Consider the following 25,561-nt stretch of genomic DNA (forward strand, 5'->3'; position numbering starts at 1 on the left):
GACGGAATTAACGACCCGGATGACGATTATACGTATGATGCCAACGGCAACATGATCAGTGATGCCAATAAAGGGATTACGAACATTACATACAATCATTTAAACCTTCCGGTAGAGATTACATTTGGAACCAGCGCAAAAATCGTATATCTTTATGATGCTTTAGGAACCAAAGTGATGAAAAGTGTACTGGACTATTTAGGAAGTGAAACAGCACAAACGGCTTATTTACAAGGCGGTTTTCAATATGTGGACAACGTATTGAAGTTTTTCCCGCATGCAGAGGGTTATGTGAACGTTACGGAAACTTGTGGTTTTTTGAGCAGTTGTGGCTTTGCCTATAATTATGTGTTCAACTACACCGATCATTTAGGGAACATCAGGTTGAGTTATGGAATAGATCCGGCAACCAGTACCCTTAAGATCATGGAAGAGAACCATTACTATCCTTTTGGATTAAAACATGCTAATTACAACAGTGATGAGTTGTTGTATCAGAAAGGAACAGCAGGAGCCGTAGTATTAAAAGGACCTACTACAACAGTGGAATCGGTGTATAAATTCAAATTTAATGGCTTTGAGCTTCAAGATGAACTTGGTTTAAACGTATATGACTATGGCGCAAGAAATTACGATCCGGCTTTAGGACGCTGGATGAATATTGACCCGCTGGCGGAGCAAATGCGTAGGTTCTCACCATATAATTATGCTTTTGATAATCCTGTTTACTTTATCGACCCTGATGGAATGGCTCCTTATGGTAATGGAGGAGGAAAATATAAAGGATATACAAAGACTTTAAGGTCAGTAGGAACTACAAACTACTCAAGAAACATAACTCATTCGGGGTCAGCCAGAGGATATAGAACAAACTACTCTAGAGGGATTTTACCAGGTTCAACACAAAGAAGCCATGATCATACTTATCTTAATGTAAGGAATAATTCTTCTGGAGAAAGTGTAGTAATGAGTACGACATCTAAATTTAAGGATACTAGTATAAGTTCACTTTTTACTGATGTAGCTAATTTGAATGATATAAGTGAAACAGTTACAGTAACCACAACAAATTCTAATGGAGTATTTAAAGATGCTAATGGTAATGTTGTAAGTTCAGCAGCAGAAGCGAGTACTTTTACTTTAAACACCAGTACAACTTCAGAAACCGGATATGTAGGGAATGATCAATTGCCAAGTACTGTAGAAGTCTCCCAAACAGACACTTCGACAACATATGATGTAAATCTCAATGATGGAGGATATGAATTGTTAAACCCTACTACATTAAGTGAGCAAACTACATCTGAAGTTAGTATAAATCAAAGTTCTTCTGATTTTAAAAATGGTGCTGTTGATGCAATTAAAAAAAATGTTGAAGTAAAAACAAAGAATGGAGATTTTACAGAAAATGCAGTAAAGGGTTATCTTGAAGATATTAAAACGAATAACTAAATAATAATTGTATATCAAAATGAATTTAAAATACCACCTCTTATCATTAGTAAGCATTTTCCTTTTTATGGAGACAATAATGTATTTAATTTTAGGGTATTATTTTTTTACAGATAGTGCTTTTTATACAGGGGAATTTGAAGAATCATCATTATATGAAGTACAACAAAAACTAATTGTTTTAAAAGTATTACCAATTCTTCTGTACTTAATCATTTTTATTTCTACAAGTTTTTTAATAAAGTCTCATAAAGCTAAAATAAAAAACCTGTTAGAATTCTCGCTAATTGTTTTTTTAGGAATTATTTTATATCGTTTTTTTGATATCAGAACGCTCATACGTTTCGTTCATAATCATGTGTTAAGATGTTTTATAGCCTTTTTAGTTAGCTTATCTCTTTTAATTTTTATTACAAAGTATTTTAAAATTAATCCTTTTAAATTAAGTAAAGAATAAAGATAAAACATAGTAAAAGGCGATTCCTAACCGTTTCGCCTTTTTCATCTATTTAAGAAGTTTTATGACGAACTGGGGCAATTGATCAGCAAAAATGTTGGCGGTACAGACGTTACGGGAGCAACCGCTTTACAAACGGTAGACTATACCTACAACATCAGAGGGTGGTTGACAAACATTAACAATGTGAACACCTTAGGAGATGATCTTTTTGCTTTTTCCATAGGATATAACGATCCGCAAGAAAGCCCGGAGGCACTCTATAACGGAAATATCTCGGAAACGTTCTGGAAAACGGCAAATGATAACATTTTAAGGATGTATACTTATCAGTACGATCCGATCAATCGTTTGTTAGAAGCTAATTACCGAAGAGAATCAGGAGCTTACCACGACAGTTATTTAGAGCAGTTGAGCTATGACAAGAACGGCAATATTCAAACCCTAGTGCGTCATGGAGACAGTGATGCTAATGATTATGAATTTGTGATAGACGATCTGACCTATACGTATAAAACAAATTCTAACCAACTGGATAAAGTATTTGACAGTACTAATGTGCCACAAGGCTTTAAAGACGATAGCGACGGTATAGAAGACCCGGATAATGACTACGCCTATGATGCCAACGGTAATATGCTTAGAGATACCAACAAAGGGATCACGGGAATCCGTTACAATCATTTGAATCTTCCGGTACGCATTTTATTTGAAAATGGATTTGAAATTCAATATCTTTACGATGCTGTAGGGACCAAGTTGCAAAAATATGTCTACGGAAACAATAACCCTACGACACAGTATTTAGCCGGAGGTTTTCAGTATTACAATAGTTCTTTGAAACTTTTTCCACATGAGGAAGGTTACGTAGATGTTTTAAACGGGCATTACCATTATGTATTCAATTACACCGACCATCTCGGGAATATTCGTTTGAGTTATAGCGATGCCAATGAAGATAATATAGTAGATAACACCGAAATACTAGAAGAGAACAACTACTATCCTTTCGGATTAAAACATACGGCGTATAATACTAACGAGCAGCAGTATATTAAAGATGAGATCTTAAACCAGATCATTCTGGATGACCTGCCTAAATATGAGGGGGATGGTTCATTTCAACGCAAATATAATGGCAAGGAATGGCAGGATGAACTTAGTTTAAATGTATATGATTACGGAGCAAGAAACTACGATCCGGCTTTAGGTCGTTGGATGAATATTGACCCGTTGGCGGAACAAATGCGTAGGTTCTCACCATATAATTATGCATTTAATAATCCTGTTTATTTTATAGACCCTGATGGGATGGCACCTGATAATGATTATGTTTTTGATAAAAACGGGAAGTTTACGGGAGAGATAAGAAAGACAAATGATAATTTTCATAGGATAGTACAAAAAAATGAAGATGGAACAGAATCAGTGTATAGTTTTAACGACCCTAAAATGGATAGTAGAAATTTAGAATTAAGTACAACATATGATTCAGATAAAAATATTGTATTTAAAAAGACAGAGGAGAATGTAAATAATTATATGGAAAAATCAGAAATTGAATCTAAAGGATTTTTAGATAGAATTAACTTTGCTTTGGACGAATCACATGGAGGAAAATTAGATTTTGCCATAATGTATCTTTCCGATGAATTAAGAGAAAGTGGATTTGGACAACAAGAGATAAATAACGATAGTGCTGGTTTTTTCTTATTAGGAGATAAAGCTTATAATAATCATGATTTTGGAAATTTATTATGGGGAAAAGCAATGAGTATTTTAGGATTTAATCCAGATACAGCTACATTAGGAGCCCATATTAATAATGCTTTAAAAGATGATAATCCAGGAATGTTAGACTCTGAAGCTGACCAAAGAGCTATTATTGATGGTTTTAAGTTCAATAATTCTCTAATGAATAACAATCCAAATATCCAAAAAATAGATGTTAAAAGATAAAAAATATGGAAAGATTGATATTATATACTCTGATATTGTTTTTATGTTTTTTTCAATCATGTGATAATAATAAAGAAGAGAATAATATTTCTCTGTTAGAAAAAATCATAGAATCTAATCTGATAAAAGAAAATAGAGGGGAATATTTTTATATAGACAAAAGAAGTAATAACATATTTGTTTATGAAGATATTGAAGGAGAAAAAATATTATTTGATTTAAAAAAGCACACTTTAATTTCTGTACTTAAAAACGGTCAAGAAATTTATCTATCAGAGGAGAGAAAAGAGAAAATCATGGATGTTATTTCTGATACTAAGAGAATCATGGATAGTTTAAAAATATATTCTATTTATCCAGATGAAAAAAAGTTTATTATTGAAACAATTATTATCGATTCAGAAAGTGAAGAAAATAATTTTTTGGGATTAATAAGTTTTGATAACACAACTCTTAGCGATTCTTTAGTAGAGAGATATAAAAAGGAATTTGATTTGATAAAACTTGATAGTATCAATTCATGGTATTATTATAAATATAAGAAATGAGAATTTTTTAGAATTATAAATACAACGGACAAGAGTTCCAGGATGAACTTAGTTTAAATGTATATGACTACGGAGCAAGGAATTATGACCCTGCTTTAGGTAGATGGATGAATATTGACCCGTTGGCGGAGAGGTTTGCACCAACTTCACCATTTGTTTATGTGTTTAATAATCCATTAAAATTTATAGACCCTAATGGGAAAGAAGGAGTAGTTGTATCTGGTCAACCAGGTGAACATAAAAATAGAGAACATTTTTTAGTTAATGGTTTAGATAGAGCGAAAAGTGCTTTAGGAAGAAGACAATCTAAATCTGAAAAGGTTACATGGTTGGTTTATAATGATGGCTCTGAAAGTTATGGATACACGAAAGCTGAAATCAAAAAATATGAGAAATTGGCTAAAAAAGCTGGTATTGAGATGAAAGTAGTTGATGAAGTTGATAAGATAGTAGATTATGTAAATGAGAAGACTGGTGGAGATTCAAGGAAAAATGATAAAATAACCAGTTTTTACTATGTAGGACATGCTACTCCTGGAGATTTAGATGCAGGTTATACAGATGGTTTAGGGGGAGAGGATTTTGATCCAAGCGATTTTAATTCTGAAGCATTTGCTAGTGGAGCGTGGATTAATGTTGTTGCAGCCTGTCAAACAGCTGTAAGTGGCTTTTTTGAATCAAGTGTTGTTGACCAATTTACCGAAATAGTAGATTCCCAATCAACGGTTAATGGTTCCAGTGTAAGAACCCAGTTTGATGGTGGAGTAAGAACAGATAGCCAATTGTTAAAGGAAAATAATGGAGAAATAGTAACTAAAAAAGGAGAAAATGATTAAATTTCTTAAAATAATAGTTTTTGTAGTTTTATTGTTAATTATATATCTTTCTTTAAATCCTTTAGTTTTAGATTATTCTGATTCTTCAATAAACTTAACGGATAATAGATTTAAAAAGGGCGATGAATTTACTTTGAATGATTTATTAAATCAAGTTGATAAATCCCACTATAAAGTTTATTTGATATTAAATGAAGAAGATGATAATATTATTAATTCAGAAAAAATTAAAAATACTGTTTTAGTAACTTCTGATAAAAATTTAATACTTAGACTTTTTAATGAAAAATTTATCTATACAGATAAAGATGTTTCAACTATCCAAAGTAAAATGGTTTTATGTTCAGGAGAAAAAGTAGTTTTTAAGTCAGCAATTCTTATTTCAAATGAAAAAATAGGAATACAAAATCGATATACTGGTTGGTCAGAACTTAAAGAATCTAAAGATTTTAATAGTATTTTGAAACAGTTTAAAGAATATTATTTTCCAATTTTAATATTAAAATAATTAATTAAAAAGGCGATTCCTAACCTGTTTCGCCTTTTTCATCTATTTAAGAGTCTTATGACAAACTAAGGCAATTGATTAGCAAAAATGTTGGTGGTGCAGACATCACGGGAGCAACCGCTTTACAAACGGTAGACTATACCTACAACATCAGAGGTTGGTTAACAAACATTAATGATGTTAATAATATTATGACAGGCAATGACCTGTTTAACTTTAAGATCGATTATAACGACTATGCTCCTCTGGCGATCCATGATGCGGCACCTGATGCTTTGTATAACGGAAACATCTCGGCTACGTATTGGCGAACGGCAAATGATAACATTTTAAGGATGTATACTTATCAGTACGATCCGACCAATCGTTTGTTAGAAGCTAATTACCGAAGAGAATCAGGAGCTTACCACGACAGTTATTTAGAACAGTTGAGCTATGACAAGAACGGCAATATTCAAACCTTAGTGCGTCATGGAGACAGTGATGCTAATGATTATGAATTTGTGATAGACGATTTGACCTATACGTACAAAGCCAATTCGAACCAATTGGATAAAGTATTTGACAGTACTAATGTGCCACAAGGCTTTAAAGACGATAGCGACGGTATAGAAGATACCGACAACGACTATGGCTATGATGCCAATGGTAATATGCTTAGAGATACCAACAAAGGGATCACAGGAATCCGTTACAATCATTTGAATCTTCCGGTACGCATTTTATTTGAAAATGGATTTGAAATTCAATATCTTTACGATGCCGCAGGGGCTAAATTGCAAAAATATGTCTACGGAAACAACAACCCTACGACACAGTATTTAGCCGGAGGTTTTCAGGGTAGTGTTTCAAATTTAGTGATATAAAATTTCAGAATTATAACCTATTGAAATAGAATAAATAATAGAAGAAAATAATTTAAAGATGAGCAATACTGCTCATCTTTTTTATTCTAATATTGCCTTAAATGAACTAAAATGAGTAAAAATGCCACCTTGTGTTTCAAAGTTAGTGATACTATAAATTGTCCAAAATGTAAAGAGAAAAAGGTTATTAAAAACGGGAGAACAAAAAACAATAAACAGCAATATTATTGTAAAACCTGCTGTCATCGTTTTATAGAAAATTATTCATATCAAGCTTATAATTCAAACACTAAAACAAAATTGTAATTCCGGCAGTTTTGTACTCAGAGGTATACAAAAAGCTAAAATCCATTTTAAATTTTGATTCGGTAGAGTTGATACCGACCGTATTTTTATGAACGGTTTTTTTAATTCTGCGGTTTGCCGCATTCTTTCCGATAACATAACCCATTAAAAGAGCAAAAGGATAGTCAGAAGCCCAATGAACCCGGGTGCTCATCATTTGAAAACCCATTATTCCGGCTAAAGAATAGCCTACAGGGCGTATCCATTTTATCTCCGGATAATTTACAGCGATTACAGTAAGAGAGGCGATAAAAGTGGTCATGTGGCCGGAAGGCATCGCATCATAGTTAGGGGTGTTTGATTGATACGCTTTAAAGCTGGGAAAAGGGGTCCAATGACCTCCCGGATTTCCGCTTTTAATTGCGGCACTCGGACTTTGTCTCCCGGTAATTCTTTTTAGAATTTGTGTGCTTATTCCTGAAGCCATCACTACTTCAACCAACTCACTGGATACGTTTAATGCCCGGTAATCATTATTTATTTTTCCCGCTACATAAAAACTTCCGCTTAGCAGCATCGGAGTCAGACTGTTGCCCAAATAATAAATAGCTCCGTTAATGTCTTTCGGGATCAATTCGATTCCCAGAACACGAGTGTATCTCACATCTTCATATAAGTTTAGAGATTTGCCGATTTCCTGTGCGTTGTCTGTAAGATTTTGATCCAGCGGAAGCAATACCAAAGTACTTCCTACAGCGGCACTTGTCCATAAAAGATTTTCTTTTTGAACCGTATATTTTCCGAATTCGTAGAGATCTTTCGGCAAATATTTAAACAACTCAAAAAAATGAGGTTGTGTATAAGTATAGGTTATACTGTCGTTAATGACATAATTTTGCGAAAGGTTGATTTCCTGCGATAAAGAGCTTCCGGATGTTAAAAGAATAACAAGGGGGATGATGTTGTTTTTAAAAAAGAGATCAAGTGTGTTCATACCGGAAAAGCATTAAAAACTACCTTTAAATATAGTGAAAATTTGCAGAACCAATTGATTAAAAAAGAGCAATAACGTCTGGGAGAACAAACAGGACTTTTGAATAAGAAGTATAAAAATCGGATATCTTTTTTAGGTACCCGATTTTTAACAGAGAAATTATTTAAGAATTCTGAGCATTTATTGAATTCAGAACTTCCTGAGTAATATCTTTACCGCCAGACAGGTTAGTATACAATGATCCGATGCTGTAAATGGGCCCCCAAGGAATACCCCACCAGCCAAAGAACAACGTAAGAAGCGTGTAACCGATACTGTGTTTAACCGTAGATTCATCCGCTTTAATAAAATAAACATCACTTCCTCGTTTAAAGGTCATGATAAGGATCGAAAAGCAATATTGAAAAACTACAAATTTAGCCCCTCTGTTTAGTTCTCGGTTGATGTCATCTGTAGAGAGACCTTCAATGTTTTTAATAGCAGCCATTAATTGTTTTAATGTTAAATGTTTACCCTACTCATCTGGCTTTTCGGTTCCGCCTCGTTTTATGGTTTCTGAACTCCTTTTTTAGAAAAATTCCGATGGTAAATTTAGAGAAAACCGGCGAACTTCAAAATTTTCTGTAGAAAAATGAATTACAAAATACCCAGTATCCTGATTTTTCTGGAAGTGGAGATCCCGCCGGGATTACAACCCGGTTGCCCTTCAGGTATTGCAACATGAAGTTTTTGATAGTAGGCCTCCCAGACAGCGAAGTAATTCTGTGAGCCGGGAGCTTTAAAGGTCATAGGAAATAAAGAGAACAAAGGCTTTCCATACGCTTTTAAGAAGCAATCGTAGATGAGTTCTGAACAATAATATTTATTGTTGTCATACAAATATTCGTCGTCATAAGGAACGCCGAGTTGTTGTAAACCAAAAGCAATGGCTGACGGGATTAATTTTCGGTAGCGTTTCTTTAATCGGCCTACATACATCGGTAAATCGGTATATGTGATAAAAGTCTCGTAAGGTGTGAGTTTTACGGCTGTACCGGAAGCTTCTAAAACGTAAATGTTTCCTTCCTTGATGACAACTATTCCCATGTGATTAAAATCAATTCCGTGATAACCTTCTGTAACCTGATTGATCGCATCACAAAGCGGTCCGCAATGCATGGATTGAAAAATAAGATCACCATTCTGCAGTTCAATCTTGTTCTGCGAAAAACCCGCAAAACTTAATAAAAAAAAGAGGATGAAACATTTAGTCTTCATGGTTGATCTTTTCTTCAAATTCATTCGGACTGATTGCATCAGCAACATCATAAGTGCCGATTTTAGTTCGTCGCAGCGCTGTCAAATGTCCTCCGGAATGCAAGGCTTTTCCGAAATCGTGAGCCAGTGAACGGATGTAGGTTCCTTTGCTGCATTTTACTCTGAAATCAACTTCCGGTAAGGCAATGCGAGTCAATTCAAATTCGTAAATCGTAGTTTTTCGGGCTTCAATTTCCACTTCCTCACCGGCACGAGCGTGTTCATACAAACGCTTTCCGTCTTTTTTAATAGCCGAAAAAACAGGTGGTTTTTGCAGTATCTCTCCGGTGAATTGCGGTAAAGTTTCCTGAAGCAATACCTCAGTAATATGTTCTGTAGGAAAGGTTTGATCTACTTCGGTCTCTAAGTCGTAAGAAGGCGTTGTGGCTCCCAAAAGGATCGTTCCGGTATATTCCTTCTCCTGAGCCTGTATCTCGTTGATCTTTTTGGTAAACTTTCCGGTGCAAATAATAAGCAATCCGGTCGCTAGGGGATCTAAAGTTCCGGCATGTCCTATTTTAAAGCGTTTGGACAAATTGAACTTTCGTTTTAAAACGTATTTCAGCTTATTCACTGCCTGGAACGAGCTCCAGGTAAGCGGTTTGTCGATCAAAAGTACTTTTCCTTCCGTAAAGTCCTCTGCCTGCATTAGATAATGATTAACGGTTTAACAAAAAAATGGATAATTAGAATAATCGCTCCCGCAATAATACGATAATAACCAAACAATTTAAAACCATGCTTTTGTAAAAAGCCGATAAACGATTTAATAGCGATCATCGCTACAATGAAACCCACTACATTTCCGATGATGAGTAAATACGTCTGATCCTGTGTCAATTCAAATCCGGCTTTGTAATAATCGTATGATTTTTTTACCGTTGCGCCTAACATTGTAGGGATAGCTAAGAAAAATGAGAATTCGGCAGCAGTCGTACGCGATAATTTTTGTGTCATACCGCCTGCGATACTGGCTCCGCTTCGTGACACACCCGGGATCATTGCCAAACACTGGAACAAACCGATCTTTAAAGCCGTCAGATAAGAGATTTCCGTTCCGTCATCGTGACCGCCGAACCAATCGTCTACTTTTAATAAAATAAAACCGCCTATGATCAGTGAAATAGCAACCGTTATCGGGTTTTCCAATAAACCGTCGATAAAGTCATTCAGCAACAATCCGAAAAAAACTGCCGGAAGAAAAGCAACGAATAATTTATAATAGAAATCCAAACTTTGGAAAAAGCGTTTGAAATACAGAACAACTACTGATAAAATAGTTCCCAATTGAATAACGATAGTGAATAATTTGGTAAAATCGTCGTGAGCAATACCAAAAAAAGAAGAAGCTACGATCATGTGTCCGGTAGAAGAAACCGGTAAAAATTCAGTAATTCCTTCAATAATAGCTAAAATAATCGCCTGAAGTATATCCATAATGATCTTCGTGAAAATTAAATAGTAAAAAGTGGATACTTAGTATTACTTATGGATCACCAATTACTTTTTATCTTTTTTAAAAATGGAATAAATAACAACACCAAAACCTGCTAAAACTACAGTAGGTGCTAAGCGGATTCTTCTGAAATTGAAGATTTCTTCACTGAAAACATTCGGATCATCACTGCCGCCACCGCTCATAAGTAAAAAGCCTAAAGCAATCATGGCTAAACCGATTAACAGAACAATATAGTTAGTTTTGCCAAATAAAAAATCTTCTTTGTGTGTAGGATTATCTTTCATTATTCCGGATCTTAAAAATTAATAAAGGTCGTCAGTTCTCAGGTTCAGGAAACGTTGCGTCGCAAAGAATGTACTAATGGCAGTAATGACAATGCCTATTGAAAGAACACCGCCGAAAACAATGCCCAATGAAGCATAATCCTTAGCAATACCTAAACTCGGAAAATATTTATCGACATAAGTTACCAATATATATAGCGCAATAATAGCAAGTAGGGAACCTACCAGCCCCAGCTTGATGCCGCGCCAGATGAAAGGTTTGCGGATAAAAGCTTTAGTAGCCCCTACCATCTGCATGGTCTTGATCGTAAAACGATGCGAATAAATAGACAAGCGTAACGAGCTGTTGATTAATAACATGGCAATAGCGGCTAAGAAACCGCTGGCGATCAACATATAAAAACTGATCCTTTTAATATTATCATTAACCAGATCAACCAATTGCTTATCATAGATAATTTCTGAAACGTATTCGTTCTTCTTAAACCCCGTTTCTATCTTTTTGATACTGTCTGCTATAACATAATCCCCTTTAAGGTTGATGTCAAATGAGTTTTGCAGCGGATTAAAACCTAAGAATTCCATAAAATCCTTACCCACAATATCTACATTGTTTTTAGCCGCACTGTCCTTTTGTACAAAAGCATACTCCTTGATAAAAAGAGAATTTTTTAATTCCGTGTCAAAAGCATTCAGGATACTGTCATTAGCCTCATTCATAAAAAAGACAGTCATCGGGATATTTTCTTTAAAGTCATTGGTAATCTTTTTTGAATTAATCACAAAAAGGCCTAAAGTTCCTAGTAAAAAGAGTACTAAAAAAATACTCAAGATCACAGAAAAATAAGATGAAATTAAACGCCTTTTTTGATAGTTTTCAAAAGATGAAGCCATAGTTTCCTTTAAATTATGCGGTAAAAGTAAAAAAGAATTTTGGTATATACAGAATATAACAACAAAGTTTTAACTTTAGTATTATAAAATGTAAATTTGCAGCTAAATTTTTAGCCGATAGTTTACAGTCGCAGTTTTCACGGAGCTACTGTAAACTGATAAGTGTAAACCGATAACTAATTAGCTGAATGAAATACCTTCACAACGAGATCGAAGCCAAATGGCGCAACTACTGGGCAGAGCATAAAACATTTGCAGCCTCTAATGATTCCGATAAACCTAAATATTATGTATTAGATATGTTTCCTTATCCTTCGGGAGCCGGCTTACACGTTGGGCATCCGCTGGGATACATTGCTTCTGATATTGTGGCGCGTTACAAACGTCATCAAGGGTTTAACGTGTTGCACCCGCAAGGATACGATTCGTTTGGATTACCTGCCGAACAATATGCGATTCAAACCGGACAGCATCCAGCTATTACAACAGAAACCAACATCAAACGCTATCGCGAGCAGTTAGATAAAATCGGTTTTTCATTTGATTGGGACAGAGAAGTACGTACTTCCGATCCGGAGTATTACAAATGGACGCAATGGATCTTTATTCAGTTGTTTGAATCTTGGTACAACAACAAGTCCGATAAAGCAGAAAGCATTGCAACTTTAGTTCAGGAATTTGAACAAAACGGTAATACTACTGTGGATGCGGTTTGTGCGGATGGTATTCCGGCTTTTTCTGCAACAGAATGGAATGCTTTTACAGCCGATGAAAAAGAACAGATCTTATTACAATATAGATTAACCTATTTGGCGGAAACCGAAGTAAACTGGTGTCCGGCTTTAGGAACCGTTTTAGCCAATGACGAAATCGTAAACGGCGTTTCAGAACGTGGCGGTCATCCGGTAATTCGTAAAAAAATGACGCAATGGTCGATGCGAATTTCAGCGTATGCCGAACGTTTGTTGCAAGGTTTAGAAACCATCGATTGGACCGAAAGTTTAAAAGAAAGCCAACGCAATTGGATCGGAAAATCAGTAGGCGCATCGGTTACTTTTAAAGTAATACCAACAACCAACAACCAACAACCAGCAACTATTGAAGTTTTCACCACACGTCCTGATACTATTTTCGGTGTTACGTTTATGACATTGGCACCGGAACACGAATTGGTGGCTCAAATTACTACTCCGGAGCAAAAAGAAGCCGTGGAAGCGTATATTGAAGCCACTGCAAAACGTTCGGAAAGAGAACGTATGGCTGATGTAAAAACCATTTCAGGTGTGTTTACCGGAGCGTATGCCGAACATCCGATTACCAAAGAACCGATTCCGATCTGGATCGGTGATTATGTGTTAGCAGGTTACGGAACCGGAGCCGTTATGGCGGTTCCTTGCGGTGACGAACGCGATTATGCGTTTGCCAATTTCTTTAAAGGAACGAATGGCATGCCGGAGATCAAAAATATTTTCAATCAGGATATTTCAGAAGTGGCTTTTGCTGCCAAAGAAGGTTTTGAATTGGTTAATTCTGATTTTTTAAACGGTTTAGGGTATAAAGAAGGAACGAAAAAAGCGATTGAAGCTTTAGAAAATATCGGTGCCGGAAAGGCAAAAGTAAACTACCGTTTGCGCGATGCGGTTTTCTCACGTCAACGCTATTGGGGAGAACCCTTCCCGGTGTATTATGTAAATGGTTTGCCTAAAATGATCGAGGCGAAACATTTGCCGATTCGTTTACCGGAAGTTGAAAAATACTTACCAACAGAAGACGGTCAGCCGCCATTAGGAAACGCAACCGAGTGGGCTTGGGATATTGAGCAGTGTTCAGTGGTTAGTAATGAGTTGATAGATAACGTGAAAGTTTTCCCGTTAGAATTGAATACCATGCCGGGTTGGGCAGGAAGTTCTTGGTATTGGATGCGTTATATGGATGCGCACAACGAGAACGAATTTGCTAGCGAAGCAGCCTTGAACTATTGGGAAAACGTAGATTTATATATTGGTGGTAGCGAACACGCCACCGGACACTTATTGTATTCTCGTTTTTGGAACAAATTCTTAAAAGACAGAGGTTTTGCACCAACAGAAGAACCGTTCAAAAAACTGATCAATCAGGGAATGATTTTGGGGAATTCTGCATTTTTTTACAAAATTATACCATATTATATAAAAAATGAAGGAGAATTTAATCAAGAAATACATCTTGTTGAGCTAAAAAAACCTTATTTAGTTTCATATAAATATTACAAAAAACTACAAGAAAAATCTGATAGCACAAAACTATGGGGTTATATGACTGATGAATTTGATAGTGAAATGTTTGGGTTTCTTTTAAGTGCTTTTTATGACAAAAATAAAGAAGGTTTTCAAGGACATGAACCTAATTTTTATATTCAAAAGAGTCACGCAGATTTATCTTGTATCAATGATATTACTTCTGAATTAGACATAGAAAAATTCAAAGCACATCCTTTATATAAAGACTATGCAAATGCTGAATTTATATTAGAAGATGGAAAATACATTGTAGGTCGCGAAGTAGAAAAAATGTCGAAATCGAAATACAACGTAGTCAATCCGGATGATATTTGTGAAGAATACGGAGCAGATACCTTGCGTTTGTATGAAATGTTTTTAGGACCATTGGAACAAGCAAAACCTTGGAACACGGCTGGTATTACCGGAGTGTATGGTTTCTTGAAAAAATTATGGCGTTTGTATTTTGACGACAACGGTTTGAATATTACTGACGAAGAACCGACAAAAGACATGTACAAATCGTTGCATAAAACCATCAAAAAAGCAACGGAAGACATCGAGAATTTCTCATTTAATACCTCGGTTTCTCAGTTTATGATCTGTGTCAACGAATTGGCACAACAAAAATGCCACCACAGAGCTATTCTGGAACCGTTAGCCGTTTTGATCTCGCCTTATGCACCACATATTGCTGAGGAATTATGGAGTGCTTTAGGACACGAAGGTTCGGTAGCTACTGTTGCCTATCCGAAGTTTGAAGCGAGTTATTTGGTGGAAAGCGCTAAAGAGTATCCGGTGTCTTTCAACGGAAAAATGCGTTTTAAAGTAGAATTGCCTTTGGATTTGTCTGAAGAGCAGATTAAAGAGATAATTATGGCAGATGAAAGAACACAGGGACAATTACAAGGACGTGAACCTAAAAAAGTAATTATCGTTCCGGGTAAAATTATCAATATAGTCGGATAATAATTGATATAAAATAATACGACAAGTTTTAAAGAAATCCCAATTGCTTTTGTTAAGTCATTGGGATTTTTTATTTTCGAAGTTATTGAATTTCAAAATCCATCAGAGATGAATAAAATAATTACACTACTAGTTCTGACGAGTTCCTTTTTTGCTTTTTCGCAGGAAGCAGATTCCGTTAAAATTACAAAAAGTCCTAAATTAGATTTCTATTGGGGAATTGGTATGCAGGTCAATTCATTTAAGCTGAACGATAAACTAAGAGCTTCCGGTGCGGCTGACATAAAGGAAACAATGCCTGAATTTTTATTGGGAGCCAATATATTCGGCGAACAGTTTTCGGGGGATATCGAGTTCGGTTTTCTGTATTCTACGAATAGAGCAAACAATACCAAAAGTAAGTTACTGGGAGTAAACGCACGTTTAAGAGTTCATTACAATCTGATTAAAACGGAAAATATTGCCTTGACCACAGGTTTGAACCTAAGTGCAACAGGAAATAATGTAGACGTGTATGCTGCTAATAATGTGATTAACTTGAATGATCTGGATCCGATGAATAATAGTGGACATATTTCGTTGCGCAATCAGATATTTTATGTTGGTCCTTCAGCTTCATTTTATGCATGGAGAAATAAAGCGTTTAAATTAAGACTGAACATTGCGTATGAATTTGCTTTCACAAACGGGAAATGGAAGTCAGATTATGCAGATGTTCATAATACCGTTAAGGAAATAGGAAATAATCGTTTTATACTTGGGTTAATAATTCAATAATTCGGAAAAAGAATCTGTCTATATTTATTTTACAGGATAAAATATCTATCATAAGATTGTGGAACCTGTATTTTTTTAAATAGATACTGTTTTTAGGTTTTCGGGAGTCTGGGATTACAGCAGAATTTGTTTATTTCTTTAGAAATAATGCGTAATATGTTATAAATCTTTAATTTAGGTGAAAAAAATATGGTGGTTTAAAAAATTTTTTTTACATTAGATGAGTAATTTGATTTATAGATAAATGTAAGTTCTTTTTTAGAACTTGTTTTTTTACTAACCGCCCCCAAAAAATCGCCGTTCTATGAAAAAATTTAGCTACGCACTTATTTTCGTTGTTACAATTTGCTTGTCTCCTAAAGTAGCCTTTTCAGGAGAAGTTAAAGGAAATATTTTTACTGAGTACACACAGGCTCAGGCAAAGTTAGAGAGCCAGATACATACTGTGTTAGATCAATCTTTAAATTACAAAGATTATAAAGTGATCGACAAACAGGTAATGTCTCGTTTTAAAAGCGAACTCGAATCGTTTTTAAATCTCTCGGATCAAGTGCGTTCCGATTTTCAAAAAGAGATCAAAACAAAAGACAGTGAGATCAGTGCATTAGATAAAAGTTTGAAAAGTTTACAAGCGGAAACTTCAAAACTGCGCAATGACAAACAGTCAATAGGCTTTTTAGGAACGTCAATTAATAAATATGTTTATGTAAGTTCACTTTGGGCATTGCTCTTTGCCAGTTTATTAGTAATAGGATTTTTTGTGTTGAAGTTCATGAGAGCTAATGAGATTACCAAAAGTTCTAAAACCATCTTGAGTAATTTAGAAGATGAATACGAGGCTTTCAGAAGATCCAGTATTGAGCGGGAACAAAAACTAAGAAGAGAACTGTTTAATGAAATGAAAAAAGTAAAGGAGTTGAAACAAGCGTCCTGAAGTAGTTAGTTATAAGTTAAGAACAATTAAAAGCACGTAATTCACGTGCTTTTTTTATGGTAAGGTGTAACTTTTTTTGAAAAATACGTATAACAGGTAAAACAAACTGTCAAACTGACATTTGTAGATTTTGGTTTAAAATTTGATATAGTAAAGAAAAAAGAAAATTATGTTAGGATATTATATATTAATAGGAGGTATTGCCTTAGTAAGCTGGTTGGTAAGTAACCAACTGAAGAGTAAGTTTGAATACTATTCAAAAGTACATTTGCGAAATGGCATGAGCGGAGCAGAGATCGCTGAGAAAATGCTTCACGATAACGGGATTTATGATGTGAAAGTAATTTCAACGGCAGGTCGTTTAACCGATCATTACAATCCGGCTGATAAAACAGTGAATCTGAGTGAAGCGGTTTATAATCAGAGAAACGCCGCCGCTGCCGCTGTTGCTGCTCACGAGTGCGGACATGCCGTACAGCATGCAAAAGCATATCAATGGTTAGAAATGCGTTCTAAATTAGTTCCTGTTGTACAGATATCTTCATCCTTGTCGCAATGGTTAGTGATCGGAGGACTTATTTTGGGTGCCGCATCAAAGACAGGATACGGATTTTATATTGCAGTGATCGGATTGATCATGATGGCGATTGCAACAGCCTTTTCATTGATTACCTTGCCGGTCGAATATGATGCGAGTAACAGAGCCTTAGCTTGGCTGAAAAGTAAGAATATGTTGAGCCAGCAAGAATATTCCGGAGCTGAAGATGCTTTGAAATGGGCAGCACGAACTTATTTGGTCGCTGCTATCGGAGCTATAGCTTCTTTATTGTATTGGGCTTATCAGGTTTTTGGTAACAGAAATTAGTAAGATAAAAATAGTAAAAAGCCCCGAACATTAAAAATATCGGGGCTTTTTTATGTTTCAACCGTTGTGGTCACAATTGGATCTGTCGGTCAATCTGTTGTTCTAACGAAATAAAAGTTTCTGTTCTGGAAACACCTTTGATGGACTGGATCTTTTTGTTGAGCAACTGCATTAAATGTTCGTTGTCTTTACAAATGATCTTAATTAAGATACTCCAGTTTCCGGTCGTATAGTGGCATTCTAAAACTTCAGGGATCTTTCGCAATTCCCGCACTGCTTCCGAATTACTGGAAGCTCTTTCTAAATACACGCCTACGAATGCCATAGTACTGTAACCTAAAACTTTGGTATCGACTACAAATTTAGAACCGGAGATTACACCGGCTTGCTCCAGTTTGCGTAAACGTTGGTGGATAGCAGCACCGGAAATACCGATCTTGTTTGCAATTTGCAGGATCGGTTTGCGAGCGTCTTCCATTAGGTCTCGTAAGATCTCTTTGTCAATGCCGTCGATTTCGATTTGTAACTGATTAACTTTCATAAGTTACATTTTTCATGTGAAATTAAAAATATACTATAAATATAAAACAAAAAATCCCAAATAGATACTAAATGGGATTAAATTATAGTGAAGTAAGCAAGAACTAACTGCTTACATTGTAAGGGTTGTATCCTAAATAAGGAACTTCAACTTCTTTAAATACAACACCATACTCTTCCAATTCTTTTAAAATAGGTTCGTATACCTCTTTACGAATCGGGATCTGAACCCCGGGAGTTTTAATTTCTCCGTTTAATATTTTTAAAGTAGCAATAGCAACCGGTAGCCCTACGGTTTTAGCCATAGCAGTGTAGGTTTGGTCATCACCGATACAAACCATAGTAGCGTCAATTTGTTTTTTCTCACCGTCTTCAGATTCATAACCGAATTTATGGTACATAACGATCATGTCTTTGTCCTCCTGTTTTAAGGTCCATTTTTCCGAAAGGATCTTCTCTAAGATCTGAGCCGGAGTGGCATTTTTTAACCCGACTTTTTTTTCGGAGTTAAAAAGGTCTAATTCGAGTAGCTTGTCCCAGATGATATCGTCCTGATCGATTTTTTGTGCATGGCGCAATTTTATTTCTACCGTATCAGTCGGGTGATAGGGCAAGAAAGAATTGGTGAATTCACGATAAGACATGTTTTCAGAATTCTCCATGATGTATGAATCATCAGTCATTCCGAGTTGAACTAAAATATCCCATGCTCGCGAATAACCGACTCTTCTGATCGTTCCGCGATATACAGTTAAAGCATTGTCTAAGCCATATACACTGCGGTATTTTAGTGAATCCCTGTTGGCATAAGCCTCAAATCGTCCGAAGCCTTCGACTTCCAGAAATTCTGTTCTTCGGAACAGTTTGTTATAAGGGATATATTTATAAGTGCCTTCCTGTATGAACTTGGCAGTTCCGCCTTGTCCTGCTAAAACGACATTTCGGGGATTCCAGGTAAATTTGTAATTCCAGAGATTATTATCACTTTCCGGAGCTACGAGTCCGCCACAAAAAGATTCAAAAAGGATCATTTTTCCACCTTGGTCGGTGATCTCATTGATGACTTTCATAGCACTCATGTGGTCTATTCCCGGATCAAGTCCTATTTCGTTCATGAAGATCAGTCCTTTTTCTTTAACGTCATGATCCAGATCCTGCATGGCCGGACTGATATAGGATGCCGTAACCATATTTCGACCTATTTTTAAACAGTCTTTAGCTACTTCCAAATGTAAATGAGCCGGAAGCATTGAAACAACAATAGTGGCTCTTGTAATTTCTTCCTGACGTTGCTTTTCGTTAAAAATATCAAAAGCAATAGCTCTGGCATTTTTATGACTACCTACTTTCTTACGAGCCAGTTCTTCTGATAAGTCGGCTATAGTAATGCTTAAACCCTCAGGTTCAGATTTATTTAAAAGGTATTGTATAAGTGAAGAAGCAGAGCGCCCCGCACCGATAACCAATATATTTTTCATGTTTGGTTTGTTTGTTGTGTAAAATATCACACGAATATACTAAAATGTTATATTTTTTAAAATTAAATTCCTGATAGATATCATTATTTAACAAATTTTATTTTAATACATTTGTCTAAAATTTTAATACATGGAGAAGAAAATCTTAGGCTTTGCCATTGTAATCGGGCTTTTAGCAATTGTTTTAGGAGCTTTAGGAGCTCATGGATTAAAAAAGTTTTTGTCTTTAGAGCAGTTAGCTTCTTTTGAAACCGGAGTCCGATACCAAATGTATCACGCTCTCTTTTTATTATTCGTAAGTCAGTTTCAGAATCTTGCAGTAAGCGATAAAGTGATCGTGTTTTATTTAGCAGCAATCGGTGTAGTCTTTTTTTCAGGTTCTATTTATGTATTGTCAACTTCTTCCATGACAGGAATAAAAGCAAAATTTTTAGGGCCTGTAACGCCTTTAGGAGGAGTTTTAATGATTGCTTCTTGGGGGTATTTGCTTTACGCAACCTTGTTAAAAAACGGCAATTAAAGCCTCTGTTAAAATTAAATTCATACTTTTGCAACTTTAAAATAAACAACATAACACTAATTTTATGGAGCAGTACACACAATTAGCGAAAACGATTTCGCTGGAAAAATACGGGATAAAAGACGTAGAAGAAATTGTTTACAATCCATCTTATGATTATTTATACAATTCGGAATTGGATAACCAATTAGAAGGGTATGAAAAAGGACAATTGACTGAGCTGGGAGCTGTTAATGTGATGACCGGAGAATTTACCGGACGTTCGCCTAAAGATAAATATATAGTAAAGGATGATGTTACAAAAGATACTGTATGGTGGACATCTGATAAAGCAGTAAATGATAATAAGCCTATTTCACAAGATACGTGGAACGCTTTGAAAGAGGTTTCCGTAGAACAGTTATCCGGAAAGAAACTGTATGTCGTTGATGCGTTTTGCGGAGCTAATGAAAATTCTCGTTTAAAAGTGCGTTTTATCATGGAAGTGCCTTGGCAGGCTCATTTTGTGACCAATATGTTTATCAGACCGTCAAAAGAAGAATTAGAGAATTTCGGTGAGCCTGATTTTGTGGTGGTAAATGCCTCTAAGACATCTTTCAAGGATTATGCAAAATACAATCTTAATTCAGAAGTATTTGTAGCGTTCAATTTGACTGAAAAAATGCAATTGATCGGAGGAACATGGTATGGCGGTGAAATGAAAAAGGGAATGTTTTCGATGATGAATTACTATTTGCCACTTCAGGGAATTGCTTCAATGCACTGTTCTGCCAATAAAGGTAAAGACGGTGATGTGGCAGTGTTTTTTGGTTTGTCAGGAACAGGAAAGACAACATTGTCAACTGATCCGAAACGCGAATTGATAGGAGACGATGAGCACGGATGGGATAATGACGGTGTTTTTAATTTTGAAGGCGGATGTTATGCAAAGACCATTAACTTAAGCAAAGAGAATGAGCCTGATATCTATAATGCTATTCGTAAAGATGCTTTGTTAGAGAATGTAACGGTTGATGCTAACGGTAAGATTGATTTTACAGATGGTTCCGTTACTGAGAATACGAGAGTTTCTTATCCTATTGATCATATTGAAAATATCGTGAAACCGGTTTCTAAAGCAGGACACGCTACTAAAGTGATTTTTCTTACGGCAGATGCTTTCGGAGTAATGCCACCGGTTTCAAAATTAACACCGGAGCAAACAAAATATTATTTCTTATCTGGTTTTACGGCTAAGTTAGCAGGTACAGAAAGAGGTGTTACACAACCGGAACCTACTTTTTCAGCTTGTTTCGGAAAAGCATTTTTAAGCTTGCATCCGACAAAGTACGGAGAAGAGTTGGTAAAGAAGATGGAAGAGCATAATGCAACGGCTTATATGGTGAATACCGGATGGAACGGGACAGGAAAACGTATTTCAATTAAAGATACCCGAGCAATTATAGATAGAATTTTAGATGGTTCTATAGAAAAAGCAGAAACACATATTGTGCCGATCTTTAACTTCGAAGTGCCTAAAGCTTTGGAAAATGTAGATACTGCTATTTTAGATCCTAGAAATACCTATGCAGCTGCTTCTGAATGGGAAGAAAAAGCGAAAGATCTGGCAGCAAAATTCATTAAGAACTTTGTGCAATATACCGATAACGAAGAAGGAAAATCACTTGTGGCTGCCGGGCCGCAATTGGGTTAATTAGATAAAAGTGTAAATTGAAAAAGGGTTTCTAATTATTAGAAACCCTTTTTTTATATTGTATAATAGCTAAAGAAAATAGATCGTAAGACCTATTTTCCTTTGTTTACTTCTAAAATATATTTTTCTAAAGCACCTGTCATTGAAGGGATCTCGGGAGTCGGAGCCATAATGTCTACGCGTAAGCCTCGATCTAAAGCCTCTTTTTGAGTGGTAACGCCGAAAACGGCAATTCTGGTATTGTTCTGTTGAAAGTCAGGGAAGTTCTTGAATAAAGACTTGATCCCGGTTGGGCTAAAGAACACTAAAACATCATAATAAACGTCTTTCAGATCCGATAGGTCACTCATTACCGTGCGATAGAAGATACCCTGTGTCCAGTCTACTTTTAAAGCGTCTAATGTTTGCGGTACATCAGAATTAAGTTGGTCGGTATTAGGTAATAAGAACTTCTCGTCTTTGTATTTTTTAATTAAAGGAGCAAGATCCGAGAATTCTTTTTGTCCTACATAAATTTTTCTTTTGCGGTATACCACATAACGTTGTAAATAGTATGCTACAGCTTCTGATTGGCAAAAGTACTTCAGGTCTTCCGGTACTTTAAAGCGCATTTCTTCGGCAACCCTAAAAAAGTGATCTACAGAATTACGACTGGTTAAAATGATAGCCGTAAATTTACTCAAGTCAATTTTTTGAGCCCTAACTTCTTTTGCGCTTACGCCTTCTACGTGGATAAAAGGTCTGAAGTCTACTCTAACTTTTAGTTTGTTCTGAAGTTCAAAATAAGGAGAATTTTCAACTTTAGGCTCTGGTTGTGAAACCAAAATTGTTTTCACTTTCAAATTTGACATAAGATGTTCAATTTTTTGTAATCCAATAATACATGAAATAATAGGGGGCAATTTCAAAGGTGCAAAGATATAAAATAAAATAGAATATTTTACGAGACACTAAACTTTGGTATGTTTTTAAAGTTATCAGATAAGTGATCGATGAAAAAGCTGTGATTAATAATATGAGTATGATATAGACAGCATTACTGTTAACAGCATTGTAAAATAAGATAATATTAATAGGTAATAGCAAGAGTCCTATGTAAGTTCTGTATGTAACTTTCAGCAAATTGAACTGTTCGGCAAATTCTTCAATTTTAAAAGAAGTGGCAATTATTTTTTCAATCAGATATTTGCATAGAATAAAAACGGTCAGGAAAGTAAAAATCTGAATGTATAATATTGCATTGTATTTTTCTTTTGCGTAAAACTGCGCTAACAGGAGTAAAATAAAGAAAGAAAAAGAAATCATTTGTACAAAGAACAGAGATACTGTAAATCCGCTTCTTATATTAGAGGATTCTTTGTAAATCTTAGTATATTTGTCTGAAACAGCCAATCGAAGAAATTCACTGAAGCGCCCCCCGAAAATATTTCGATTGATAGCAATGGCGACAAAAGCTACCAGAAAAAGAATGGTGGCCCAGTCATTTAAACCTATGATTCTCTCGGTAAAGAAGATTTTGTGCATAGCGCAAAATTACAAAAAATACTATCATGACTATTATTATAAAATAATTAAGATATAAAGTCGATAAATAGCGTATTTTTGTATCCAAATTTTAACAGAATGCCAAAAGGACTTGTCGTTATTCCCACGTATAACGAAATTGAAAACATAGAAAACATCATTAGAGCGGTTATGGTTCTGGATGATTTTTTTCATGTTTTAATTGTGGACGACAATTCTCCTGACGGAACTGCACAAAAGGTATTAACCTTGCAACAAGAGTATGATGGCAGGATATTTGTTGAAATCAGGCAAAAGAAATCAGGATTAGGAACAGCCTACGTACACGGATTTAAATGGGCTTTGAGCAATCAATACGATTATATATTTGAAATGGATGCCGATTTTTCCCATAATCCTGCTGATTTGCCGAGATTGCTGAAAGCATGTGAGGACGGAGCGGATGTCGCTATTGGTTCGCGTTATTCAACAGGAGTTAATGTAGTGAACTGGCCTTTGTCGAGAGTATTACTATCTTATTTTGCCTCGGTTTATGTGCGAATCATTACAGGAATGAAGATTCATGATGCTACAGCCGGTTTTATATGCTATAAGCGAAACGCGTTAGAGAATATTGGACTTGATAAAATAAAATTTATTGGCTATGCGTTTCAGATAGAGATGAAATACAGAGCGTTTGTAAAAGGACTGAGGTTAGTTGAAGTTCCGATCATTTTTACGGATCGGACTAAAGGACAATCCAAAATGAGTGGTTCGATCATCAGAGAGGCTATTTTTGGAGTTATATTATTAAGAATAAAAAAATTACTGAACACCATATAATGCGAACTTATTTAATCAAAAATGCTAAAATTGTAAATGAAGGCCAAATTTTTGAAGGCGACGTTTTAGTAGAAAATGGTTTTATTAAAGAAATAGCTGAGAAGATCAGCCCTAAATCTTCGGATTGTATCATTGTAGATGCCGAAGGGAATTATTTAATTCCGGGAGTTATTGATGATCAGGTACATTTTAGAGAGCCGGGCTTGACACACAAAGGAAATATTGCCAGTGAGAGTCGGGCTGCAGTTGCCGGAGGTATTACATCGTATATTGAACAACCGAATACGATACCGAATGCCGTTACTCAGGAACTTTTAGAACAAAAGTACAAGATTGCTGCCGAGACTTCTTATGCGAATTATTCCTTTATGATGGGAGGAACCAATGATAACCTGAAAGAAGTTTTAAAAACAAATCCCCGAAATGTTGCCGGGATCAAATTGTTTTTAGGATCATCAACCGGTAATATGTTGGTCGATAACCAGGAAGTTTTAGAAAAAATATTCTCATCTACTAAAATGCTGATTGCAGTACATTGTGAAGATGAAGGAACTATAAAAACAAATCTGGAACGTTACAAAGCCGAGTACGGCGATGAAATCCCGATGAAGTGCCATCCTTTGATACGAAGTGCTGAAGCTTGTTATATTTCGTCTTCAAAAGCAATTGAATTAGCAAAAAAAACAGGGGCTCGTTTACATGTTTTCCACTTGTCTACAGCAAAAGAAATGAGTCTGTTTACCAATAAGATTCCTTTAGAGGAAAAACAGATCACCGCTGAGGCTTGTGTACACCATCTTTGGTTTACCGATAAAGATTATGATACCAAAGGAAGTCTGATCAAATGGAATCCGGCAGTAAAAACGGAATCCGACAGGGAAGCATTGTGGGAAGCACTATTAGACGATAGGATCGATGTTATCGCTACAGATCATGCACCGCATACTTTAGAGGAAAAAATGAATCCGTACACGAGTTGTCCTTCCGGAGGACCATTGGTTCAACATGCTTTGATAGCGATGTTTGAAAAGCATGTAAAAGGGAAGATCTCAGTAGAAAAGATAGTAGAAAAGATGTGCCACAATCCGGCAAAGATATTTAAGATCGAGAAAAGAGGATTTATCAGGGAAGGATATCATGCCGACTTGGTTATTGTAAATGCTCATTTGCCTTGGGTTGTTAAGAAAGAAAATATTCTGTATAAATGTGGCTGGTCTCCTTTTGAAGGCGTTAATTTTAAATCAAGAGTGACCCATACTTTTGTGAACGGAGCTTTAGTATATGCAAATGGTAAAGTGAAAGACGTTAAAGTAGGACAGCGATTATTGTTTGAAAGAGAATAA

At 35.7% G+C, this 25,561-nt stretch carries 24 protein-coding genes and 1 pseudogene; 14 read left to right on the top strand and 11 right to left on the bottom strand.

Annotated features, from left to right (window positions below):
- The 6 genes and pseudogenes from NHF50_RS07985 to NHF50_RS08010 all read left to right on the top strand — a co-directional run.
- The coding region (locus tag NHF50_RS07985; protein ID WP_252775652.1) for an RHS repeat-associated core domain-containing protein at window positions 1-1,452 on the top strand (1,452 nt) is incomplete at its 5' end.
- A 538-nt stretch (window positions 1,453-1,990) separates the two neighbouring features.
- Window positions 1,991-3,868 carry an RHS repeat domain-containing protein gene (locus NHF50_RS07990; protein ID WP_252775654.1) on the top strand — a complete coding sequence of 626 codons (1,878 nt, stop codon included), beginning with the start codon at window positions 1,991-1,993 and terminating at the stop codon, window positions 3,866-3,868.
- A gap of 5 nt (window positions 3,869-3,873) precedes the next feature.
- Window positions 3,874-4,416: a hypothetical protein gene (locus NHF50_RS07995; protein WP_252775656.1), complete on the top strand. Its 543-nt coding sequence runs from the start codon at window positions 3,874-3,876 to the stop codon at window positions 4,414-4,416.
- Between the two features lie 23 nt (window positions 4,417-4,439).
- Window positions 4,440-5,252 (top strand): annotated as a pseudogene (locus NHF50_RS08000) (RHS repeat-associated core domain-containing protein); the annotation flags it as partial.
- Entirely contained in the window at window positions 5,245-5,760 is a 516-nt protein-coding gene (locus NHF50_RS08005; protein ID WP_252775657.1) for a hypothetical protein, read from the top strand. The pseudogene NHF50_RS08000 and the gene NHF50_RS08005, both read left to right, overlap by 8 nt.
- Window positions 5,761-5,834: 74 nt before the next feature.
- Complete coding sequence (locus tag NHF50_RS08010) at window positions 5,835-6,626, top strand: hypothetical protein (protein ID WP_252775659.1); 792 nt, start codon at window positions 5,835-5,837, stop codon at window positions 6,624-6,626.
- A gap of 289 nt (window positions 6,627-6,915) precedes the next feature.
- Here the strand turns inward: NHF50_RS08010 and NHF50_RS08015 are convergent, their stop codons facing one another.
- From NHF50_RS08015 to NHF50_RS08045, 7 genes are all read right to left on the bottom strand, one after another.
- Window positions 6,916-7,905 (bottom strand): phosphatase PAP2 family protein, encoded by a 990-nt coding sequence (locus NHF50_RS08015; protein WP_252775662.1) that lies wholly within the window; start codon window positions 7,903-7,905, stop codon window positions 6,916-6,918.
- A gap of 163 nt (window positions 7,906-8,068) precedes the next feature.
- Window positions 8,069-8,392, bottom strand: a complete 324-nt coding sequence (locus NHF50_RS08020; protein WP_252775664.1) for a hypothetical protein — start codon at window positions 8,390-8,392, stop codon at window positions 8,069-8,071.
- A 149-nt stretch (window positions 8,393-8,541) separates the two neighbouring features.
- Window positions 8,542-9,162 (bottom strand): YiiX/YebB-like N1pC/P60 family cysteine hydrolase, encoded by a 621-nt coding sequence (locus NHF50_RS08025; protein WP_252775667.1) that lies wholly within the window; start codon window positions 9,160-9,162, stop codon window positions 8,542-8,544.
- A complete protein-coding gene (gene truB, locus NHF50_RS08030; protein WP_252775669.1) occupies window positions 9,152-9,850 on the bottom strand; it encodes a tRNA pseudouridine(55) synthase TruB in 699 nt (232 codons plus the stop codon). The genes NHF50_RS08025 and truB overlap by 11 nt, the downstream gene beginning before the upstream one ends.
- Window positions 9,850-10,638, bottom strand: a complete 789-nt coding sequence (locus tag NHF50_RS08035; RefSeq protein ID WP_252775671.1) for an undecaprenyl-diphosphate phosphatase — start codon at window positions 10,636-10,638, stop codon at window positions 9,850-9,852. Before NHF50_RS08035 ends, truB begins: the two co-directional genes overlap by 1 nt.
- 63 nt (window positions 10,639-10,701) lie before the next feature.
- Complete coding sequence (locus NHF50_RS08040) at window positions 10,702-10,944, bottom strand: DUF3098 domain-containing protein (protein ID WP_109569194.1); 243 nt, start codon at window positions 10,942-10,944, stop codon at window positions 10,702-10,704.
- A gap of 18 nt (window positions 10,945-10,962) precedes the next feature.
- Window positions 10,963-11,838 carry an ABC transporter permease gene (locus NHF50_RS08045; protein WP_109569195.1) on the bottom strand — a complete coding sequence of 292 codons (876 nt, stop codon included), beginning with the start codon at window positions 11,836-11,838 and terminating at the stop codon, window positions 10,963-10,965.
- Between the two features lie 188 nt (window positions 11,839-12,026).
- Here NHF50_RS08045 and NHF50_RS08050 point away from each other — a divergent pair, with 188 nt between their 5' ends.
- The 4 genes from NHF50_RS08050 to NHF50_RS08065 all read left to right on the top strand — a co-directional run bounded on the left by NHF50_RS08050 (window position 12,027) and on the right by NHF50_RS08065 (window position 17,641).
- Complete coding sequence (locus tag NHF50_RS08050; RefSeq protein ID WP_252775673.1) at window positions 12,027-15,065, top strand: leucine--tRNA ligase; 3,039 nt, start codon at window positions 12,027-12,029, stop codon at window positions 15,063-15,065.
- Between the two features lie 108 nt (window positions 15,066-15,173).
- The gene (locus tag NHF50_RS08055; protein ID WP_252775675.1) at window positions 15,174-15,842 is read left to right on the top strand and encodes a hypothetical protein; all 669 of its coding nucleotides are present in this window, start codon (window positions 15,174-15,176) and stop codon (window positions 15,840-15,842) included.
- A 304-nt stretch (window positions 15,843-16,146) separates the two neighbouring features.
- Complete coding sequence (locus tag NHF50_RS08060; protein ID WP_252775677.1) at window positions 16,147-16,776, top strand: hypothetical protein; 630 nt, start codon at window positions 16,147-16,149, stop codon at window positions 16,774-16,776.
- Between the two features lie 169 nt (window positions 16,777-16,945).
- Window positions 16,946-17,641 carry a zinc metallopeptidase gene (locus tag NHF50_RS08065; RefSeq protein ID WP_109569200.1) on the top strand — a complete coding sequence of 232 codons (696 nt, stop codon included), beginning with the start codon at window positions 16,946-16,948 and terminating at the stop codon, window positions 17,639-17,641.
- Window positions 17,642-17,711: 70 nt separating this feature from the next.
- Here the strand turns inward: NHF50_RS08065 and NHF50_RS08070 are convergent, their stop codons facing one another.
- Window positions 17,712-18,182, bottom strand: coding sequence for an Lrp/AsnC family transcriptional regulator (locus NHF50_RS08070; protein ID WP_109569201.1), 471 nt, complete (start codon window positions 18,180-18,182; stop codon window positions 17,712-17,714).
- Window positions 18,183-18,285: 103 nt separating this feature from the next.
- Window positions 18,286-19,659 carry a saccharopine dehydrogenase family protein gene (locus NHF50_RS08075; protein WP_252775679.1) on the bottom strand — a complete coding sequence of 458 codons (1,374 nt, stop codon included), beginning with the start codon at window positions 19,657-19,659 and terminating at the stop codon, window positions 18,286-18,288.
- Window positions 19,660-19,789: 130 nt separating this feature from the next.
- On the opposite strand from NHF50_RS08075, the gene NHF50_RS08080 reads away from it, so the two are divergent.
- Together NHF50_RS08080 and pckA are read left to right on the top strand one after the other, a co-directional pair.
- Entirely contained in the window at window positions 19,790-20,179 is a 390-nt protein-coding gene (locus NHF50_RS08080) for a DUF423 domain-containing protein (RefSeq protein WP_109569202.1), read from the top strand.
- Window positions 20,180-20,243: 64 nt separating this feature from the next.
- Window positions 20,244-21,872 carry a phosphoenolpyruvate carboxykinase (ATP) gene (pckA, locus tag NHF50_RS08085; protein WP_252775681.1) on the top strand — a complete coding sequence of 543 codons (1,629 nt, stop codon included), beginning with the start codon at window positions 20,244-20,246 and terminating at the stop codon, window positions 21,870-21,872.
- A 92-nt stretch (window positions 21,873-21,964) separates the two neighbouring features.
- On the opposite strand, the gene NHF50_RS08090 is transcribed toward pckA, so the two are convergent.
- Entirely contained in the window at window positions 21,965-22,714 is a 750-nt protein-coding gene (locus NHF50_RS08090; protein ID WP_109570636.1) for a uroporphyrinogen-III synthase, read from the bottom strand.
- 16 nt (window positions 22,715-22,730) lie between these two features.
- Window positions 22,731-23,396 (bottom strand): DUF4271 domain-containing protein, encoded by a 666-nt coding sequence (locus NHF50_RS08095; RefSeq protein ID WP_252775683.1) that lies wholly within the window; start codon window positions 23,394-23,396, stop codon window positions 22,731-22,733.
- A 99-nt stretch (window positions 23,397-23,495) separates the two neighbouring features.
- Between NHF50_RS08095 and NHF50_RS08100 the strand changes: the two genes are divergently transcribed.
- Both NHF50_RS08100 and NHF50_RS08105 read left to right on the top strand, forming a co-directional pair.
- Window positions 23,496-24,218 (top strand): polyprenol monophosphomannose synthase, encoded by a 723-nt coding sequence (locus tag NHF50_RS08100; protein WP_252775685.1) that lies wholly within the window; start codon window positions 23,496-23,498, stop codon window positions 24,216-24,218.
- Window positions 24,218-25,561, top strand: coding sequence for a dihydroorotase (locus tag NHF50_RS08105; RefSeq protein ID WP_252775686.1), 1,344 nt, complete (start codon window positions 24,218-24,220; stop codon window positions 25,559-25,561). Before NHF50_RS08100 ends, NHF50_RS08105 begins: the two co-directional genes overlap by 1 nt.

The organism is Flavobacterium sp. NRK F10, assembly GCF_024054235.1.
GTDB classification, from domain to species: Bacteria; Bacteroidota; Bacteroidia; order Flavobacteriales; family Flavobacteriaceae; genus Flavobacterium; species Flavobacterium sediminis.

Coding starts and splice junctions, on each gene's coding strand:
- NHF50_RS07995 (WP_252775656.1), top strand. CDS start 3,874: ATGGAAAGATTGATATTATATACTCTGATATTGTTTTTATGTTTTTTT.
- NHF50_RS08070 (WP_109569201.1), bottom strand. CDS start 18,182: ATGAAAGTTAATCAGTTACAAATCGAAATCGACGGCATTGACAAAGAG.
- truB (WP_252775669.1), bottom strand. CDS start 9,850: ATGCAGGCAGAGGACTTTACGGAAGGAAAAGTACTTTTGATCGACAAA.
- NHF50_RS08025 (WP_252775667.1), bottom strand. CDS start 9,162: ATGAAGACTAAATGTTTCATCCTCTTTTTTTTATTAAGTTTTGCGGGT.
- NHF50_RS08020 (WP_252775664.1), bottom strand. CDS start 8,392: ATGGCTGCTATTAAAAACATTGAAGGTCTCTCTACAGATGACATCAAC.
- NHF50_RS08105 (WP_252775686.1), top strand. CDS start 24,218: ATGCGAACTTATTTAATCAAAAATGCTAAAATTGTAAATGAAGGCCAA.
- NHF50_RS08045 (WP_109569195.1), bottom strand. CDS start 11,838: ATGGCTTCATCTTTTGAAAACTATCAAAAAAGGCGTTTAATTTCATCT.
- NHF50_RS08075 (WP_252775679.1), bottom strand. CDS start 19,659: ATGAAAAATATATTGGTTATCGGTGCGGGGCGCTCTGCTTCTTCACTT.
- NHF50_RS08040 (WP_109569194.1), bottom strand. CDS start 10,944: ATGAAAGATAATCCTACACACAAAGAAGATTTTTTATTTGGCAAAACT.
- NHF50_RS08050 (WP_252775673.1), top strand. CDS start 12,027: ATGAAATACCTTCACAACGAGATCGAAGCCAAATGGCGCAACTACTGG.
- NHF50_RS08055 (WP_252775675.1), top strand. CDS start 15,174: ATGAATAAAATAATTACACTACTAGTTCTGACGAGTTCCTTTTTTGCT.
- NHF50_RS08100 (WP_252775685.1), top strand. CDS start 23,496: ATGCCAAAAGGACTTGTCGTTATTCCCACGTATAACGAAATTGAAAAC.
- NHF50_RS08095 (WP_252775683.1), bottom strand. CDS start 23,396: ATGCACAAAATCTTCTTTACCGAGAGAATCATAGGTTTAAATGACTGG.
- NHF50_RS08015 (WP_252775662.1), bottom strand. CDS start 7,905: ATGAACACACTTGATCTCTTTTTTAAAAACAACATCATCCCCCTTGTT.
- NHF50_RS08035 (WP_252775671.1), bottom strand. CDS start 10,638: ATGGATATACTTCAGGCGATTATTTTAGCTATTATTGAAGGAATTACT.
- pckA (WP_252775681.1), top strand. CDS start 20,244: ATGGAGCAGTACACACAATTAGCGAAAACGATTTCGCTGGAAAAATAC.
- NHF50_RS08005 (WP_252775657.1), top strand. CDS start 5,245: ATGATTAAATTTCTTAAAATAATAGTTTTTGTAGTTTTATTGTTAATT.
- NHF50_RS08080 (WP_109569202.1), top strand. CDS start 19,790: ATGGAGAAGAAAATCTTAGGCTTTGCCATTGTAATCGGGCTTTTAGCA.
- NHF50_RS08060 (WP_252775677.1), top strand. CDS start 16,147: ATGAAAAAATTTAGCTACGCACTTATTTTCGTTGTTACAATTTGCTTG.
- NHF50_RS08065 (WP_109569200.1), top strand. CDS start 16,946: ATGTTAGGATATTATATATTAATAGGAGGTATTGCCTTAGTAAGCTGG.